Source organism: Terriglobia bacterium, from assembly GCA_020073205.1.
GTDB lineage: Bacteria > Acidobacteriota > Polarisedimenticolia > Polarisedimenticolales > JAIQFR01 > JAIQFR01.
The window spans coordinates 1-17,713 of record JAIQFR010000054.1 but is presented as its reverse complement, the minus strand read 5'-3'; the positions used below and the strand labels follow the sequence as shown (position 1 = coordinate 17,713).

Here is a 17,713-nt window from a genome sequence, read left to right as displayed (position 1 = left end):
TCGCCGCGATCAACGGCGTGCAGCCGACGCGCCCCTGAAGAACCATGGTCACGTTGTGGGCGTTCACTTCATTGCGCTGAACGCGAAGCACCTTCATCCTCCGTTCGTTTCGCGATCACGCACGGAATACACCGCAACGCGCGTGCCATGGCCGTCACGGCGTACTGCATCCGGCACAAACGATTCAGAACAAGGAGGTTGCTCGGTGCGTGCCGCTCGAGGCGTTCCGTTTCGGGCGAGCGCTACGCGCCAACCGTTTGGCAGAATGCCAGCGCGCGGGGAACCGGCTGGACGAGAAATTCCGAGCTTGCCCATTCGCGCCTCGAGCGTGGTCCGCTTGAGCCCGAGGATACTCGCGGCCCCTCCCTCGCCACTGACGCGCCAGCCCACCCTCTCGAGAACCGACTGGATGCGATCCCGCTCGATCTCCTCGAGGGTCCCGGCTGCTTTCGTTCGCGCGCCTGCGACGGGCGCTGCGAGGTGGTCGTCCAGCTCGATTCGGCCTCTCGTCGAGAGGATGACCGCGCGTTCGATGACGTTTTGGAGCTCCCGGACGTTCCCGGGCCAGGGATACGCCATGAGTTTGCCCAGGACCTGCTCGCTGATCTTCTCGATGGACTTGCCCATCTTCGAGGCGTAGATCATGACGAAGTGGCGTACGAGGCGAGGGACGTCCTCCACCCGATCGCGCAGCGGCGGGATCGCGATCGGGAAGACGTTGAGACGGTAGAAGAGGTCCGCGCGGAAACGTCCCTCCCCGACCGCGCTGTGCAGATCCCGGTTGGTCGCGGCGATCAGGCGGACGTTCACCTTGAGAGTCTGAGTTCCTCCGACACGCTCGAACTCGCCCTCCTGGAGAACTCGCAGGAGCTTCGCCTGGAGCTCCTGCGGAAGGTCGCCGACCTCGTCCAGGAACAGCGTGCCACCGTTCGCCAGCTCGAAGCGGCCTACCCTGCGAGTGAGAGCCCCCGTGAAGGCGCCTTTCTCGTGACCGAACAGCTCGCTCTCGATCACGCCGCTCGGTAGGGCGGCGCAGTTCACCTTGACGAGGATCTTGTCCTTCCGCATGCTCAGACCGTGGATCGCACGGACGACGAGCTCCTTTCCCGTCCCCGTTTCCCCCGTCACGAGCACCGTGGAGTCGGTCCCCGCGACCTTCCGGATCTTCGCAAGGACCTTCCGGATGACGGCGGACTCGCCCACGACGTCCGCGAACGGAGGCTCGGCCAGGCATTCCTCCTGCCGGTAGAGATTCTCCTGCTCGAGCCGTTGCTCGAGCGACGCGACCTCTTCGTACGCGAGCAGGTTCTGGATGGCGAGAACGACCTGGTCCGCGATCGCAAGCAGAAGCTCGGAGTGACTCTCGTCGTACCGTCCGACCTCCTGACTCCAGACGTTCAGCGTGCCGATGACCTTGCCCTTGGATCTCAGGGGCACCGAAAGTGCGGAGAGAAGCCCCTCCCTGATCAGCGGTCCGTGTTCGGCGAATCGTGAATCCTCCCTGAGGTCCGGAGTCAGCACGGGAAGTCCGCTCTCGACGATCCAGCCGGAACGGCTGCCGTGTCGCGGCCACGTCGAGATGGGAACGATCGGAGGCGACGGCACGGGGCCTGCGACGGCCATCACCTTGAACCCACCTTCGATGGGGTCGTCCAGCTCGAGCGCCATGCGATCGTAGGGAATCACACCGCGAAGCGCGCGGGCGATCGCCTCCAGGAGAGTCTCCCGGTCGAGGCAGGTCACGAGGGCGTTGTTCACCTGCAGCAGAACTCGCCAGCGCTCCTCGGCATGGCTCAGTTGGCAAGTTCGTTCCTTCACGAGGCGCTGAAGGTCGTTGCTGAGCTCTCGCAACTCCCTGGCCATTCGCCGCGCCCCTATCTCGGTCATGACGGAAGAAGCCAGGCTTCGAAGGATCTCGATGTCCGCTTCCGTCCACTTCCGGGGTCTGGTGTCTACGACCCAGAAGGAGCCGAGGGCATGTCCTTCGGTCGTGGTGAGCGGGACTCCGGCGTAGGCGATCTCCCCGAGCCCGAAGACCGACGGATTGTCCTTGAAGTTCGAATTCCTGATGTCCGATACGATGAGCGGCTCACCCGACGCGACCACCTGCTTGCAGAACGAGTGCGTCAGGGAGGTCTGCCTGAGCGAAGCCAGCGGTTCCGGCAAACCGACACAGCTCTTGAAGAACCGTCGATTCCCGTCGACCAGGGACACGAGCGCGACGGGCACACGCAGGAGGGTGGTCGCAAGACGCGTCAGACGATCGAAAGCCTCCTCGGGAGGCGTATCCCGCAGGGAGGTTCGCTGAAGCGTCGGGAGCCGTTCCGCGACTTGGATCTTCTCGTCGTCCGTGCGCTGCATGCGATCACCCATCCACCGGATGAACGTCCTACCCCGTGCTGCCGCGAGAGCCGCACGAAGGGTCCTCCAACACTCCTGCATTCGCTTCGCAGGGGCAGATCTTTCACGGCGGTCAGGGGAAAGTGACGGTAGGTCTACCAGTCCAGGCCGAGTCCGCGGAGTTCGTGACGCAGCTTCACGAAGTCCCAGATCAGGACGCGATGGTCCGAGCTGGTGGCGGCAAGGAATCGATCGTCGGGGCCGAAGGATACGCCCCAGAGCATGTAGGAGCTGGCCGGCAGCATGGCGAGCTCGGCGCCCGTTTTCGTATCGACGAGCAGGATTTCATCGGGACGCAGAGCGACCGCGCAGAGGCTCGAGCCGCGCATGAACGCGAATTGAGGGGGCAGTGGCCGGCTCGGATGGCGGAGGATCGAATGGACGACACGCATCGTGCCGACGTCGTAGAAACGGATCTCCTCCGCTCCGCCGACCGCGAGCAGGCGACTGTCCGGACTGAACGCGACCGATGCCGAACCTGCGATCGGCAGCACGACGGGCGGATCGTGCGAGCCGAGGCGCGTGATCGCGACGTCGCGCCCGTGCCAGTTCCCCCATGCCAGCCAGCGGCCGTCCGGGCTCACGCGTGGGTCGTTTCCGCCGGGATCGAGCTCTCCTCGCGACTCGATCTCATTGGAACCGAACCGACCCTGGACCCACGACGGACGACGCGCCCGTGGCTCTCTCCAGATCGACAGCCACCGCTCGCCCCCGTCGAAGATCTCCGCCGAGGTGGAATCCCGGAAGTGGCGATCGCCAAGCCCTGGAAGCTCGATTCGCTCGGCGCGCAGCCGGTTCGTCGCGGTTTCCGTCCGCAACTTCCAGGCACGCAACCGGTCCGGCGTGATCGCATAGAGCCGCGTCGAGTCCGCGCTGAAAGCGACGCGCAGCGCCGGTTCGTCGTCCATCACGTCGAGCACTTCGCGCGTCATCCGGTCCAGGATCCGGATGCCGTCGGGCGCTCCCGTGGCAAGCCAACGCCCCGTGGAGCTGAACACTGCTTCCCGCGGGCCCTTGTCTCTTTCGTGTAGGGGGACCTCCTCGAGCGCGAACGACGGCTGAAGTTCGACCAGTCTCCAGTCGGCGCCGTTGGTCAGGAGGAAGACGGGGCGGTCGACGGCCGCATAGACCGCCTGGGCCGCTTGGTTCAAAAGCAGACGACCGTCGCGCAGATCCACGACAAAGGCCTGGCTGTCCCATCCGACGGTCACGAGCCAGCGCCCGGAGGGATCTGTCGCCAGGAAGACCGGCTCGGCTCGATGGAATCGGAAGACCAGCCTCGGGGCGTCCATCGACGGCCAGTCCCAGACACGGACCGAGAAATCGCTGTGCGCCGTGATGAGGCTCTTCCCGTCGGCGGTCCATGCGGCGGCGAGACCCATCTCCGGAACGTCCAGCCGTCGAGCCAGGGAGCCGTCGTTCACGCGGCGGATCTCGATCCCCCTGCGCCGTAAGCCGGACGTGAGGAAGAAGGGCTCGGTGGGGTGGACGGCGAGGGCGCCTGGCAAGTCGCCGATCGGTTGACGGGCGGCCTCGCGTCCCGACGCCAGATCGAAGAGTTGGAGGTGGCCTTCGGAGCGGTTAGCGATCAGACGCCGGCTATCGGGAGTGAAGGCAAACAACGCGACGTCGCGGATTACCAGGCGTTGCGTGCGGGAGGACAAGCTCCAGACACGCAGCACGTTGTCATGGTACTTGACGGCCAGCCACGACCCGTCGGGGCTGAAGGCGCCGTAGTCGGCAAGGGTGGCGGCGGGGGGCAGCCGCAGAAGCTCCGCGTCGTCGTCGATCGAATGGACCGAGACGGTGTGGTCGGAGTTCCACCTCATGTAACGCCTCAGCTGACGGTCCGGCCGTGGTGCCAGCATGTCGGTGGCGGGGAGGCGCCACTGCCGCACGACGCGCAGCTCGGGACCGGCCAGCGCGGCGATGGCGGCGTTCCGCAGATCGATTCCGGCGCGGATCTTGGCGGCGTCTTTGAGCGCGGCGAGCGCGCGCGTCCGACGATCCGCCTCGCCGCCGCTCGTGAGGGCCAGGGCCTGGTTCAGAAGCGACGCGCGGAGCTCCTCTCGGGCACGACCCTCCGCCGCCTCCGCGCGCCCGCGCAGAGCGGCCTCCTGCCCGGCCCGCTCTTCCGCCCGGCGGCGCTGGGTCTGCTGAAACCAGGAAGCTGCAAGAGCCAATAACGCCGTGAGAACGGCGATCCCGATGATTTGGGTCGCACGCCGCGAACGGTGCTCGATCCCGTAGGCGCGACGGATCGACCGGCCGGCGAGGAGGACGTTCAGGTCCCCTGCGAGCTCGGCGGCGTTGGCGTGCCGCTGCGACGCCTTGGGGGCGCACGCGCGGGCGAGGATCTCGTTCAGTTCAAGAAGGCCGCTGCGCTCCGAGCTGGACCACGAATCGAGGTCGACGGGTAGGTCCGGGAAATCGCACCGATCCTTGCCTGTCGCCGCCTCGTAGAGAAGCCTTCCCAGGCCGAAGATGTCGGCCTGCGTCGAGCCGGGCCCTTCCGGCGGAATGAAGCCTTCCGTTCCGACGAACGACTTGGCCTCGTCGGCTCCGGTGACCAATCCGATGTCGGCGAGCTTGGCCTGTCCCTCGACGAAGATCACGTTCGACGGCTTGACGTCGCGATGTACGAGACGATGGCGATGGATGTGGCCCAGCGCGCTGGCGAGCTGGACGCCGAGTGCGAGCACCTCGATCAGAGGCAACCGCCCCCGAGACTTCAATTCGGAAGCGAGTGTGCGCGGTTCGTAGTGTGCGAGCGAGGCCGCCGGTTGCCCATCGACGGCGTCGGCGAGCTCCATGACATAGTAGAAGTACCCCGCCGCGTCGTCGCGCCCGACGTGGAGGATGTGGACGACGCCGGGGTGAGAGCGGGAGATGGGCTCGAACTGCCGGATACCGGTGAACTCTCGCTCGTAAGGGCGTTCGCTCGAGAAGCAGCCGCGCGAGACGACCTTCACCGCACGTAACTGACCTGCCGCGCTCCGCGCGAGCCAGACCCCGCCGTAGCTGCCGCTGCCGATTTGCTTCAGAATCTCATGATCGGCCGCGCGCGGGGAAGGCGCGTCTCCGGCGGAGGAATCCTTCGGCATGCCGAAGTTCAAGCCCGGCTACATCCGGGAGGCGTCGGATCGAGAGAGCACTCCACCCGTTCCCTCACCGCTCCTTGCGAAAGGCCGTCGCCGGCCTTGGCACTCCTCACACGACGCGGCCCTTCGACCGTTCGCCCTCGATCCGCCGCGCGGCACGCTTGACGGCCTGAGACACTCGATGCCGCGCGAGATACACCTGCGCGGCGTTCATCCCCAGGGTCGATGCGACTTTCGCGACCGGCCACTCCTTGAGCACGCAGTAATCGAAGACCTGGAAGTGCTTCGGGTTCGCCTGAGCGCGCACCTGTGCGATAGCGGCGTCCAGGACGGAACGTTCCCACTCCTGGTCCCAGGCGTCGCTCAGGTTCACCCCGTCTCGCATCACGATCGCGTCCGCGTCACCCGTCCCCTCGAGCATCTCCGGACTGATGCCCGCGTGGGCCGGCTGGCGGTAGAGCTTCCGGAAGTGATCCGAAACGCGGCGGCGCAGGATCCTGAAGAGCCACTGCTTGAACGAGCCGCGTTCTCGATCGTAGCGGAACTGGGGGAGCTCCCTGGCGACGGCCATTACGGTGTCTTGCACGACGTCCTGCGCGTCGACGTCATCGAGGCCGGCGCGTCTCGCGACATTGTAGAGCAGGCGCCAGTAGAGGTCAAAGAATGTCTGCCAGCTCTCCCTGTCCTCATAGTCGCGCAGCCGAGTCAACAGGGACTGTCGTGTCTGTAGGGACAGTTCCTCGGTCAAGCTCATGGGCGGTACGGATCCTCCTCTAGAAGAACATTCGCACGGGAGGCGGACTTCTTGCAATATCCGATGGGATATTCTCGCGAGCGAGGAGATTTCTCTAGCCTGCGGAGAGAGCCGCATCCGGGCTGGGGGACGCACGCGGAGCGGACTTTCCGGGCACGAAGCGACCGCGGTGCCGAACGCGTGCCGTCGGCTCGGGCCGAAACTCGGCCTTGGATCAGCCGATCCTGCACCCCGATTGCAACGAGCGGAGAATCGCCACGACGGCCCGTCGGGCGGGTTCCGGCAGGCCTGGCCACACTTCCAGGATCACCGAGAAGCCGACTTCCGCATCGGTAGCGACCTGCCGCCGTTGTGCTCCTGTTGCGCGCGTTTCACGTCCGACCTTCGACACGCCCCGTCCGGCCCCCGTCCGAGCTTCGCACGTGGGGCAAACGGCAACTCCTTCTGGCTGTCCGACTTGCGACCCGTTGTGGCCGGCTTTCGGCCCATGCCGTCCGCCTTGGGTGGACTCTGACTCGGAGCATGTTGCGGGTTCGATTCCCGCCGCCTCCACCACTCCAGGTTCCGCGCCCCGTCCAGGGGAATCTTCCGAACCCCGGGGACCTTCCTTCACGACAATCGCCGGACCTCGACGACGATCGTCTTCTTGACGCTGGCCCACGTGACCCTGCGGAGCATCCGCGGCATGGGCTCGGTCTCGGCGTCCTCGAAGAACGCCAGGGAACGCAGCAGGTGGTACTCGTTGAAGTCGATGCCGACGAATCGCCGGCGGATCATCTCGAAAACGGCCTCGAGGGAGCCTCCGCTTCCAAGATAGAAGAAGAGGTCCACGAAGTCCTTCCGGCTGCCTCGCCCCCCGATCGCGATCACCTTCATCACGGCGATATCGCGCGGATCGGCGACGACGATTCCACGGTATGCCGTCCCGGGAAAGAGCAGCGGGGCCTGTGCGGAAAGGAAACTCACTCGCAGTCCCGCGAGGGTGACGTGAAGTGTGCCGGCCGAGCGAGCCTGTACGTGGACGGGTCGAACGCGGGCGAGCGCTGCGGCCAGCTCCTCGACCTCGAAAGGGCCGACCCGGAAAAAGTCGAGATCCTCGGAGACGCGGTGCCCCAGTTGAAGGGCCAACCCGGTCCCACCCGCGAGGGCCCATCCCCGCAGGAGCCCGGCGCGGACCAGCCCGCGGACGATCGTCCAACCGTCAGCGCGGAGGACTTTCGGGTGCACGATCGCTCCCTCCGAGGATGAGGCGCCAGTAGTGGCGCGTACGAGGATCCACACCCCGGCGTTCGGCGGCGCGGCGGACGGCTTCGTCGCCGAAGAAGGCTCGCGCCGCTCGGACCTGCTCTCGGCTACCCGCGGTGAGGACCCGCTCCAGCACCCAGCCCACGTGCTCGGCGAGGTCGGAAACTCGCAGAGTGCGCTCCCAGAACAGGGGCGACAGCATCTTCGCCAGGGTGTTCTGCGACGGACGCCGCGCCGTTGCCGATCGCCGGGTCGCCGGGAGGAGACGGATCTCGAGACGGGCACCGAGCGCCGCTCCGATCCGCCTCAGGGTTCCCACCTCGAAACGGTCCCAGCCGTTCTCGTACCGATGGAGGGCCGGACCGCTCGTGCCCGCTCGCCGGGCCAGCTCGGCCAGAGTCCAGCCCCGCCTCTCTCGCAGGACGCGGATCTGTTGGCCGAGGGGCGGGGGTCCAGTACTGTTATCATTCATGATAATATACTACCCACCGACTGGTTGGACGTCAAGCCCGCGCTCAAGGGTCCGAGGTCCACGCCGACGGAATACTCGGGAGGGGCGGGCGTGCCGGAGATTGCGCGCGACGGTGCGCCGGAGATCGGCGCGTGCCGACCGGGAATCCGCGAGAGTACTTCGCCTTGCGCCGCCGGTGCTTGCGCGTGCTCTTGTTGCCGTCTCGACGGTGAGCCGCGGATGTCCCCCTCCATGGTCAGCCCGCATCCTTCCGCAACCTCGAGTTGTGCTCCTGTCGTGCTTCCGCCGCGTCCGGGGATGGTTCCGCCGGGACCGTGGCCCGTCCGGCCCGTGCAATCCGGGCCGGGGACACCTTACTTGCGTCGCTCCGGTCCCAGCGCACCGTGTGCCGGCAACCCACGGTCTTCGCATTATCATTTCAGCCATGCCCCGGGTTGCTTGGTGGCGGCTTCGGTACGTTGCGGCGGCGGTCCTGCTTCTGCCGCGTCTGACCGCGTCCGATGCCTGGAGCCTGGAGAGGCTTCAACGCAAATTCGACCTCGAACAAGGCCTGCCTTTCTCCGAGATCAACTCGATCGCCCAGGACACCCGCGGATTCCTTTGGATCACCGCCGGCGGTGGACTGTTTCGTTACGATGGCGTCGAGCTGCGGGCCTGGGCGCGAGGGCCCGAGCGACGCTACATCAAGGACGTCGCCACCGGGCCGGCGGGAGAGGTCCTGGTGCGAGAGGGTCCCGGCGACTCCGGTGGGTTGTACGAGGTGGCCGACGGGGAGATCCGAGCCGTGGCGGGACCGGAGCCCTCTCCTTGGGCCATCAGCGGAGCGCCGGTCTGGGACGGACATTCCAACCTCTGGGTAACGACAGGCGAGCGGGTGTGGTTCAAGCCTCCTCGAGGCGGTTGGCGCGAGGTGCCCCCTTCGCTGCTGGGCTCCGAGAGGCCTTACGAACTCGAGGTCTCCGAGGACGGAGCCGCCATCGTGATCACGGAGAAGGCGATCTGGCGCGCGGACACGGCCCCCAGCACCGCCCGCCTCGCCTCGATCGGGAGTGTCCAGAGGGTGCTCGCGCGGGCGGACGGCTCCCTCGTGATCTTGGCGTTCAACCGCAGAGGCAGCCAGGTTTCGGAGCTCAGGGACGGCAGGGTTCGAGAGTTGTTCGACCTCCGAGCTCGCCCGATCGACATGGTCCAGCGGGGGCGCACCCTCTGGGTCGCATACGACTCGTGCCTCGTGGCTCTCCGACCCGGCGAACCGCCCGAGATCCTTGGCCCGGCCGAAGGAGTCCCCAGCGGGGGCCCGCTTCTCGTGGACCACGAGGGGAGCCTGTGGCTCGCCAGTTTCCGGGGACTCCTGCAGTACCCGGAGCCGGACACCGTGGCGTGGCTGGGGGATCACGCCACGCGGCGCTTGGAGCTCGGGCCGGAAGGGATCTGGGTGGACTCTTGGGGCGGCCTGACTCTGCTCCGGCGGCAGGGAGCCTCTTGGCGCCCGGAGCCCTCGCCCGACACGGGCACCAGCGCCGTTTGCGTGGGGACCGACGGCACGATGTGGGCGGGATACGCGGGCCGCTTCCTCGAGCGCCGGGGAGGCCGCTTCGTATCGCATTCTCGTCCGGATCTCACGAACGTCGAGAGCTGCTCTCCGGGTGCGGACGGCAGGGTCTGGCTCTCGACGAATCTCGGCTTGATGTTGGCTGACGGGAGTCTGCCGTTCTCCAGGCCGGCGCCCAGGACCGGACCGCCGCGGATCGCCACGAAGGATGTCCGGGCGAATCTGCTCGAAGACCGCAGTGGACGACTCTGGGTGACGGCGAACGACGAGATCTGTCACGCCGACGCCCGTGCCGTGGCTTCCGGCCGTCCCGTGGGATGGTCGTGCTCGAGGGCCGCGGGAGCGGGCTCGATCACGTCTCTGGTGGAGATCGCTTCGGGGAATCTCTGGGCCGCCACGGCGCTCGCGGGAGTCTATCGCCGCACCTCCCACGGTTGGGAGCCGATACCCGGTTCGCGGATGCTCCCCACACCGCTCGTTCGAAAGCTGCGGCCGTCGCCATCGGGGGGCGCTTGGATCATCAGCTTCGGCACCATCCTCCGCGTCGTCGATCGTCCGGGCTCGGAGGAGGGGTGGGAGATCGTGGAGCGACCCGCTCCATGGCACGGCCTGATGATCAGCGATGCCGAGGACATCCTGGAGGAAGTCTCAGGAGATCTATGGATCACGACTCTGGCCGGTGTCGTGCACATCGGCGCCGAGGTACGCCGCGCGGTGCCGCCCGTGCCGCGCGTGGAGCTGGTCGACGTCCTCCTGGACGGGAAGCCGCTGGCGTGGCAGGGGAGCGTCGCTCTTCCCTACCGCCGCAACAGGATCGAGCTGCGCTTCGCCGCCCTCTCCTACCGTGACCCGTCCCGGCTGCGGTACCAGGTTCGGCTGCGCGGTGAATCGTCCTGGCTGGATTCGCGCCGGCCGTCGTTCCAATTCGTCGACCTGCCGCCCGGGAGATACCAGGCGGAGGTTCGTGCCTCCCTCGACGGGCGCCGGTGGTCGGCGGCACCCGCAAGCCTCTCCTTCGCCGTGCTGCCTCCGTTCTGGAGGTCCTGGTGGTTCGCCTTGATCGTCGTGGCGGTCGTCGCCTCGGGCGCCTATGCTCTGTACCGCTACCGCGTTGCTCAGCTTCTCAGGGTGGAGCGGATGCGCACTCGGATCGCCCTGGACCTGCACGACGACGTCGGGTCGTCGCTCTCGCAGATCGCGCTCCAGAGCGATCTGGCCCTTTCCAGGATCGAGCGCGGAGAAGGGGACGCGACCTCCGCGCTCGAGCAGATCTCGGCGAGCTCGCGCGGTCTCGTCGACACGATGAGCGACGTCGTCTGGGCGGTCGATCCGAGTCACGACATCCTATCGGATCTCGCACGTCGCATTCGATCGTTTGCTCTGGAGTCCGAGGGGGCCGAGGGCCTGTCGATCCTGCTCGATCTTCCGCCGCCGGAACAGGAAGTCCCTCTGGACGCGAACGTGCGGCGACAGGTCTTTCTCATCTTCAAGGAGACCTTCACCAACTCGCTGCGCCACGCGGCCGCTTCGCGAATCGAGGTCCGATTGTGCGTCAAGGGCGACGCGGTGGAGCTCGTGATCGCGGACGACGGTCACGGCTTCTCCGTCGCGGATGCACACGGGGTGGCAGGGGCAGAACGTCGAGGAGGTCAAGGTCTAGGGAGCATGCAAGGCCGCGCGGCGTCCTGCAACGGAACCCTCGTGGTCGAGAGCGCGCCGGGCCGGGGGACGACGGTCACGCTCCGGGTGCCGCTCCGATGACCGGATCCTACGCGACTGAGAGTTCTCTCAGGGTCGGAGAAGACCGGTCGACGCATACTTTCCCTCCGGAGGGGAGAGGATGACCTTGGAGCGCGTGCCCGATCCTGCGGCCGCCGGGGTTCTGCCGCCCCTTCGGGTGGCGATCGTCGAGGATCGTGACGACATCCGTCTGAGCCTCTCGGCGATCCTCGACGAGGCGCCGGGCTTCCGGTGTGAGGCCGCCTGGAGCACGATGGAGATGGCCCTGCGCGAGATCGTGCGGCCGCTGCCCGACGTCGTTCTCGTGGACATCAACCTGCCTGGGATGGACGGAATCGAGGGCATAACGCGGCTGCGCGAGCGCTTCCAGAATCTCGTGCTGCTGGTCCTTACGGTCTTCGGCGACGACCGGAGGATCTTCGACGCGCTCTGCGCCGGCGCCAACGGCTACCTGCTCAAGAACACCTCGCGCAGGAGGCTCCTCGAGAGCCTGCGCGAGGCGGTCGCCGGCGGCGCGCCGATGTCGCCTCAGGTCGCGCGCCGAGTCATCGAGATGTTCCGAAACGTCCGCCCGCCGGCGCAGGCCGACCACGAGCTGACCCCGCATGAGCTGCGCGTGGTGAAGCTCCTGGCCGACGGGCACAACTACAAGAGCGCCGCCGCCGAGCTCGGCACGAGCACCAGCACGGTCAACTACCACCTGCAGCAGATCTACCGGAAGCTCCAGGTCCACAGCAAGTCGGAAGCGGTCGCCAAGGCGCTGCGGCACGGCTGGCTGCGGTAGCGTCCCCCACGACTCTTCCCCGACGTTCCTGAGAGTTCTCTCAGGCCCCCTCCGCCCCGGCCGCGGTATTCCTTGACGCGGCTGGAAGCAATCGTCGGGCGTCGCCCGCGCCCGGGAACCCCGAGGGGGTGACGAATGAAGAGAACGCACGGCGCCTTCGTGACATTGGCTCTACTTCTGACGGCCGGGCTCGCTGCCGCTGCCGACCCTCCGACTGTGGTCAACTACCAGGGCGTCCTCCGCGATGCCACCGACAAGCCCAGGGCGGGGGCGTTCGACATGGTCTTCCGCTTCTACGACGCCCTCTCCGCGGGGAACGAGATCCTCGTCGATTCGCACACCGGCGGCGGGGGGAATGCGGTCACGGCGACCGGCGGTCTTTTCAACGTCCAACTCGGCGGCGGAACGGTCACCGACGGCTCGGGAGCCGGGACGTACACGTCCCTCTCCGACGTCTTCCGCGACTACGGCGCCGCGTATCTCGAGATCACGGTGGGCGCCGAGGTGTTGAGCCCGCGGATCCGAATCCAGTCGGCGGCCTACGCGTTGAACGCGAGCAACCTCCAGGGAAAGCCCGCGTCGAATTTCGTGGATGTCTCCTCCACCGGCCAGACGAAAGCCGGGCACCTGACCGTCAACGGCGGCATCGACGCGTCGGTGGCCTCGGGCGTCGCCCTCAACGCGAGCGGCACCCTGACCGGCGGCGCCTTCGTGACAACGGGCGCGTCCGCCTACGTCGCCGATACGAGCGTCGTCAAGACCGGCATCCGAGCGCAAGGAGATGATGCCGGCGGCTATTTTCTGGACACCAACAACACAGCGAGGGTGTACCTGGCCGCGCCAGGAGCTGGCATCGAGGCCTCTGGGACGTTTGAAGGTGGTTTCTTCACCGACACCGTCTTCCCCTACAACGACTTCGTGTATCTCGCGCGGTCCGACGGATACGGCGTCTACGCCAGCGGAAATGTCTACGGCATCGACGCATCTGGGTCTACTGCTGGCGGGCACTTCGCGACCGCCGGCGCCGGGAGTGCCTTTCTGGCGTCCGGAAGCAACGGCATACACGCGAGCGGGGCGCCAGCCGGGCATTTCGATGGATCCCTCGGGGGCGTGGGATCGATCGACCTCGCGAGCGGCGACTTCGGGGCGCTGGGGCACGGCCGCTACCCCGGAGCCGGTGCGTACTTCGACGACCCGTACTCCAGCGGAAAGTCCTGGATCGGATTCGGAGATGAGGGGATCTACGGCATCGGTGCGTACGCGGGAGGCTACTTCACGCGCTCGTTCCACAACGTGCAGGCGTTTCTCGGGAGCTCGGACTACTCCAGCCACCCGGTCGCGGTCTACGGGTACAGCAACGAGAGCGGCGCCTACCCGGGGTTCTTTCGGGACGACGTCACCGGCGCGTACGCGTGGGTCGGCAGCAATGGAGCCAAGATCGTCGGCAACGGCAGTGTTGGCTTCATTCAGAACCACCCCGCCGACCCGTCCAAGACGATCGTCTACGCGGCACCGGAGGGAGACGAGGTTGCGGTCTACACGCGCGGCTCCGCGCGTCTCGTCGACGGCGAGGCGCGGGTCACGCTCGGCGAGACGTTCGCGCTGGTGGCGAATCCCGACATCGGCCTCACCGCGACGGTGACGCCGAACGGCGACGCCATCGCGCTCGGCGTGGCAGAAAAGAGCACGCGCGAACTACTCGTTCGAGGCCCCGCCGGCTCGAACGCCGAGTTCGACTACATGGTCTGGGGTCTCAGGGTCGGCTTCGAGGACCGCGCCGTCGTCCAGACCAAGCGCGAAGAGGCGTACATCCCGTCGCACCGCGTCGAAGAGGATGTATACGCCAAGGCACCCGAGCTACGAAGCTACAGCGCGCTATCTCGCTACACGCGGATGCGACAGGCATCGACGGGTCGAGCAGACGCGCCCGACCTGACCGCCTCGAAGGCGCTCGAAAGCGCGATCCACGTGTTCGATCCCGCAACGGACGCGCACGGGCCCCACAAGGACGGGACCGAGCCGACCGCGACGGTGCCCCGTTCGATCGGGAATGCCACTCCGGTCTCGATCCCGGCGCCCGTCGCTCCAGGGACGGCAGCTGAAACGGGCGGCGGACGCGCCATGGCCCTCACGAGATCTGTACCGACCGACAAGCCCGAAGTCCCGACCCCATCAGGGAATCGGTCCGCGGCGTCGTTGCCGAACACGACGCTCGTCAACGTGGTGGAGACGGTCGAGGCGGGCGACATCCTCGCGAACGATCCTCGGAGGCCCGGCGAGCTGCGGCGCGCATCGAGCGCGGAAGATCCGGGGGTCGTCGGGATCGCAGCCGGCGAGTCGGGCACGACCTGGAGCGAGTGGGCGCCCCTCGCTCTCGCGGGAGCGGTGCTCTCGTGCAAGGTGGACGCGTCGTACGGAGCGATCGCGCCGAACGACCTCCTCGTCGCTTCGCCCACTTCCGGGCACGCCATGCGGGCCGGCGAGAACCCCGCGAACGGTACCGTCGTCGGGAAGGCCCTCGAGCCTCTGGAGGCGGGCACGGGAACGATCCGCGTGCTCGTGATGTCCCGATGAGGCCGCCCACGGCGGCGAGGCCGATCGCCGGTCTCCTCGTCGTCTTGGCGACGAGCGGAGTCGCGATCGCGCAGACGAGCGCGAACTACAAGCTCACCGAGTTCACGTTCAACAACGGCGGGGACCCGCGGAATGGATCCTACGCTGCTTCGGCCAACTACAGGATCCGGCTCGACGCCATCGGAGATGCCGTCGCCTCGGCGGGGCTGTCGAGCGCGAGTCACCACATGGGCGGGGGATTCGTTTCCGACTATCCACCGCCAGGAGAGGTCGAGGGCCACCTCTTCTTGAACAGGACGACCCTCACGTGGAGCCCGGAGAAGTCCGTTGGGAGCTACGATGTCTACCGGGCGTTGATCTCGAGCCTGTCCGGACTCGCTTACGGAACGTGCCTGCAGAACGGACTCACGACCGAGAGCGCGACGGACGCCGCGACGCCGTCGGCTGGCAACGGATACTTCTACCTCATCACGGCCAGGAACCTCCTCGGGGAGATCGGAACGAAGGGGTACGCGAGCAGCGGTATCGAGCGCGCCAACGCGGCCCCGTGTCCGTAGGGAGTGAGCCAGTAGATTCTCTTCCCTCCGAACCGTCCGACCCTTGCGCAGTCCCACTCACCCCCCGTGGCGGGCTCGATTCCCGCTGCCGAGCGCCGTCTCTCCCGCGCGGATGCCGGTTCGTCCGTGCCCAGGAACGAATCGGCAGCGGACTCGTCCGCTTCAGAAAGAGGGTTAGAATCGATCATCGCGAGATTGGCGTGGCGGAAAACGGGTCCGAGGAAGGAGGAAAGGATGTCGAAGGCGAGCACGAAGATCTTCCCGTTCCTCTGGTACGCGACGGAGGCGGAGGAGGCGGCGAAGTTCTACACGTCGATCTTCCCTGACTCCCGCGTGGACCGCGTGACGTCGCTGATGAGCGAGTCGCCCTCCGGGCCGCCCGGATCGGTGAAGGTCGTGGACTTCACGCTGTTCGGGCAGCGGTTTCAGGCGATGACCGCGGGACCGCACCACGACTTCAACGACGCAATCTCGTTGGTCGTGCTCTGCGATGATCAGGCAGAGCTGGACACGTACTGGAACGCGCTCCTGAAGGGCGGAGGGAAGGAGCAGGCGTGCGGCTGGCTCATGGACAAGTACGGCCTGAGGTGGCAAATCGTGCCGGCCCGTTTCGTCGAGATGATGGCCGACAAGGATCCGGCTCGCTCGAAGCGCGTGACCGATGCCATGCTACGGATGGTCAAGTTCGACATCGCCGCGCTCGAAGCGGCCTACCGGTCCTGAAGCGAGGCTCCCGGCCATGGAACGCAAGACCGCTCAGGATTTCGATCAGGAGCTGCTCGGCCTGTTCGACGCGTACGTTCACGGAGCGATCGACCGGCGCATGTTCCTCGAGAAGGCGGCGAAGTTCGCCGTCGGCGGGGTCACGGCGACGATGCTCCTGGATCAGCTCACCCCGAACTTCGCCGCCACGGTGGTGGCGTCCGACGATCGGCGGATCCGGGCGGAATTCGTCGAGTTCGACACTCCTGAGGGGTACGGCAAGGGGCGCGCCTACCTCGTCCACCCGGCGGAAGCGAAGAGGAAGCGTGCGTCCATCCTCGTCATCCACGAGAACAGGGGATTGAACCCGCACATCGAAGACATCGCGCGCCGTCTGGCGGTCGCCGGCTTCGTGGCGTTTGCGCCGGATGCGCTGTTCCCTCTGGGCGGGTATCCGGGGGACGAGGACAAGGCGCGCGAGATGTTCTCGAAGCTCGATCAGTCCAAGACGCGCGAGGACTTCGTCGCGGCGGTGGGGTTCTTGAGGTCGCGGCCCGACGCGAACGGGAAGATCGGCGCGGTCGGCTTCTGCTACGGCGGCGGGATGGTGAACTACCTCGCCACACGTCTCGGCGGCGCGCTCGGTGCCGTGGTGGCGTTCTACGGGTCCGCGCCCGACCTGGACGACGTGCGGAAGATCAAGGCGCCGCTCATGATCCAGTCCGCTGAACACGACGATCGGATCAACGCGAGCTGGCCGGACTACGAGAAGGCGCTGAAGGCGGCGCACGTGCGCTACGAGCGGTTCCTGTATCCCGGGACGCAGCACGGATTCAACAACGACACGACACCGCGGTACGATGCCGCGGCTGCCGAGCTGGGCTGGGGCCGGACGATCGCGTTCTTCGAGAAGCACCTGCGCTAGGGGTTCGAGCGTGGGGTGAGGCCGGACGTGCGCGCCGTCGCCTGGCTCTGCTCCTGCAGGACGACGTAATCCCATGTGGCAAACTCCCACCCCCGAGCCCGCCATGACCCTACGAGAGCGCCTCCAATCCACCGGCATTCGCCGATCGGGAGGCCCGCGCAACGGGTTCCGCTATCGCCGCGCGCGTGGCGCGGCCGTCTCGGCCGGGGACCTGCGACGCATCGAGGGGCTCGGGATCCCGCCGCGGTGGACCGAAGTCACGATCGCGGTCTCGCAGAGCGCCAAGGTCCAGGCGGTCGGGAAGGACGCCGCGGGGCGCTGGCAGTACCTCTATCGCGCCGCGCACACGAGGCGACGCACCCTCGAGAAGTTCGACCGGCTGCTCGAGTTCGCCCGCGGGCTGCCGGCGCTGCGCTCGGCACTCGCGCGGGACCTCCGCCTTCCCGGGTTGCCGCGCGACAAGGCGCTCGCCGCCGCCGTCGCGATCCTGGCCACCTCGTTCGTGCGCGCGGGGTCCGAGGAGTACGCGGAGGAGAACGGCAGCTTCGGGCTCGCCACCCTGCGCCGCGCGCACGTCAAGGTGAAGGGACGCCGCGTCCTCTTCGACTACCGCGGGAAGCACGGCGTGCGGAACCGGCACGAGATCGCGAGCCCCGAGCTCTCGGCCATCGTCGCGAGGATGCTTCGCGAGCCGGGGGACGAAGTGTTCAAGTACGTCGACGAGAGCGGCCGCGTGCGCGACGTCCGCCGGTGGCAGCTCAACGGGTACGTCAAGCGGGTCATGGGGCGGCGCTTCAGCGCGAAGGACTTCCGCACCTGGGCCGGGACGTGGATCTGCGCGGCGGCGCTCTACCGCAGGAGGCGGACGGCGCGCGACGAAAAGTCGCGCGAGAAGGCGGTCGTCGAG

12 protein-coding genes are annotated in these 17,713 nt (G+C 67.2%); 7 read left to right on the top strand and 5 right to left on the bottom strand.

Features of this window, described 5'->3' with window-relative positions; all coding sequences use genetic code 11:
• Nucleotides 1-93: 93 nt before the first annotated feature.
• The 5 genes from LAO51_12275 to LAO51_12255 form a co-directional block, all read right to left on the bottom strand.
• A complete protein-coding gene (locus tag LAO51_12275) occupies nt 94-2,361 on the bottom strand; it encodes a sigma 54-interacting transcriptional regulator (GenBank protein ID MBZ5639514.1) in 2,268 nt (755 codons plus the stop codon).
• Nucleotides 2,362-2,495: 134 nt separating this feature from the next.
• Nucleotides 2,496-5,516: a protein kinase gene (locus LAO51_12270; GenBank protein ID MBZ5639513.1), complete on the bottom strand. Its 3,021-nt coding sequence runs from the start codon at nt 5,514-5,516 to the stop codon at nt 2,496-2,498.
• 94 nt (nt 5,517-5,610) lie between these two features.
• Complete coding sequence (locus tag LAO51_12265; GenBank protein ID MBZ5639512.1) at nt 5,611-6,255, bottom strand: sigma-70 family RNA polymerase sigma factor; 645 nt, start codon at nt 6,253-6,255, stop codon at nt 5,611-5,613.
• Nucleotides 6,256-6,864: 609 nt separating this feature from the next.
• A complete protein-coding gene (locus LAO51_12260) occupies nt 6,865-7,482 on the bottom strand; it encodes a nucleotidyl transferase AbiEii/AbiGii toxin family protein (protein MBZ5639511.1) in 618 nt (205 codons plus the stop codon).
• On the bottom strand, nt 7,457-7,972 hold the full coding sequence (locus LAO51_12255; protein ID MBZ5639510.1) for a helix-turn-helix transcriptional regulator: 516 nt from the start codon (nt 7,970-7,972) through the stop codon (nt 7,457-7,459). Before LAO51_12255 ends, LAO51_12260 begins: the two co-directional genes overlap by 26 nt.
• 424 nt (nt 7,973-8,396) lie before the next feature.
• Here LAO51_12255 and LAO51_12250 point away from each other — a divergent pair, with 424 nt between their 5' ends.
• The 7 genes from LAO51_12250 to LAO51_12220 form a co-directional block, all read left to right on the top strand.
• A complete protein-coding gene (locus tag LAO51_12250) occupies nt 8,397-11,285 on the top strand; it encodes an ATP-binding protein (protein ID MBZ5639509.1) in 2,889 nt (962 codons plus the stop codon).
• Nucleotides 11,286-11,364: 79 nt separating this feature from the next.
• Nucleotides 11,365-12,048 (top strand): response regulator transcription factor, encoded by a 684-nt coding sequence (locus tag LAO51_12245; GenBank protein ID MBZ5639508.1) that lies wholly within the window; start codon nt 11,365-11,367, stop codon nt 12,046-12,048.
• Between the two features lie 135 nt (nt 12,049-12,183).
• Nucleotides 12,184-14,622: a hypothetical protein gene (locus LAO51_12240; protein ID MBZ5639507.1), complete on the top strand. Its 2,439-nt coding sequence runs from the start codon at nt 12,184-12,186 to the stop codon at nt 14,620-14,622.
• Nucleotides 14,619-15,179 (top strand): hypothetical protein, encoded by a 561-nt coding sequence (locus LAO51_12235; GenBank protein ID MBZ5639506.1) that lies wholly within the window; start codon nt 14,619-14,621, stop codon nt 15,177-15,179. The genes LAO51_12240 and LAO51_12235 overlap by 4 nt, the downstream gene beginning before the upstream one ends.
• A gap of 234 nt (nt 15,180-15,413) precedes the next feature.
• Nucleotides 15,414-15,902, top strand: a complete 489-nt coding sequence (locus LAO51_12230; GenBank protein ID MBZ5639505.1) for a VOC family protein — start codon at nt 15,414-15,416, stop codon at nt 15,900-15,902.
• A gap of 16 nt (nt 15,903-15,918) precedes the next feature.
• A complete protein-coding gene (locus LAO51_12225) occupies nt 15,919-16,806 on the top strand; it encodes a dienelactone hydrolase family protein (protein ID MBZ5639504.1) in 888 nt (295 codons plus the stop codon).
• Nucleotides 16,807-16,909: 103 nt separating this feature from the next.
• Nucleotides 16,910-17,713, top strand: an 804-nt coding sequence (locus tag LAO51_12220) for a DNA topoisomerase IB (protein MBZ5639503.1), incomplete at its 3' end; no start/stop codon positions are given.

Excerpts from the sequence above, each read along its gene's own strand:
- LAO51_12275 (MBZ5639514.1), bottom strand. The coding sequence starts at position 2,361 with ATGCAGCGCACGGACGACGAGAAGATCCAAGTCGCGGAACGGCTCCCG.
- LAO51_12235 (MBZ5639506.1), top strand. The coding sequence starts at position 14,619 with ATGAGGCCGCCCACGGCGGCGAGGCCGATCGCCGGTCTCCTCGTCGTC.
- LAO51_12230 (MBZ5639505.1), top strand. The coding sequence starts at position 15,414 with ATGTCGAAGGCGAGCACGAAGATCTTCCCGTTCCTCTGGTACGCGACG.
- LAO51_12245 (MBZ5639508.1), top strand. The coding sequence starts at position 11,365 with ATGACCTTGGAGCGCGTGCCCGATCCTGCGGCCGCCGGGGTTCTGCCG.
- LAO51_12240 (MBZ5639507.1), top strand. The coding sequence starts at position 12,184 with ATGAAGAGAACGCACGGCGCCTTCGTGACATTGGCTCTACTTCTGACG.
- LAO51_12225 (MBZ5639504.1), top strand. The coding sequence starts at position 15,919 with ATGGAACGCAAGACCGCTCAGGATTTCGATCAGGAGCTGCTCGGCCTG.
- LAO51_12265 (MBZ5639512.1), bottom strand. The coding sequence starts at position 6,255 with ATGAGCTTGACCGAGGAACTGTCCCTACAGACACGACAGTCCCTGTTG.
- LAO51_12250 (MBZ5639509.1), top strand. The coding sequence starts at position 8,397 with ATGCCCCGGGTTGCTTGGTGGCGGCTTCGGTACGTTGCGGCGGCGGTC.
- LAO51_12255 (MBZ5639510.1), bottom strand. The coding sequence starts at position 7,972 with ATGAATGATAACAGTACTGGACCCCCGCCCCTCGGCCAACAGATCCGC.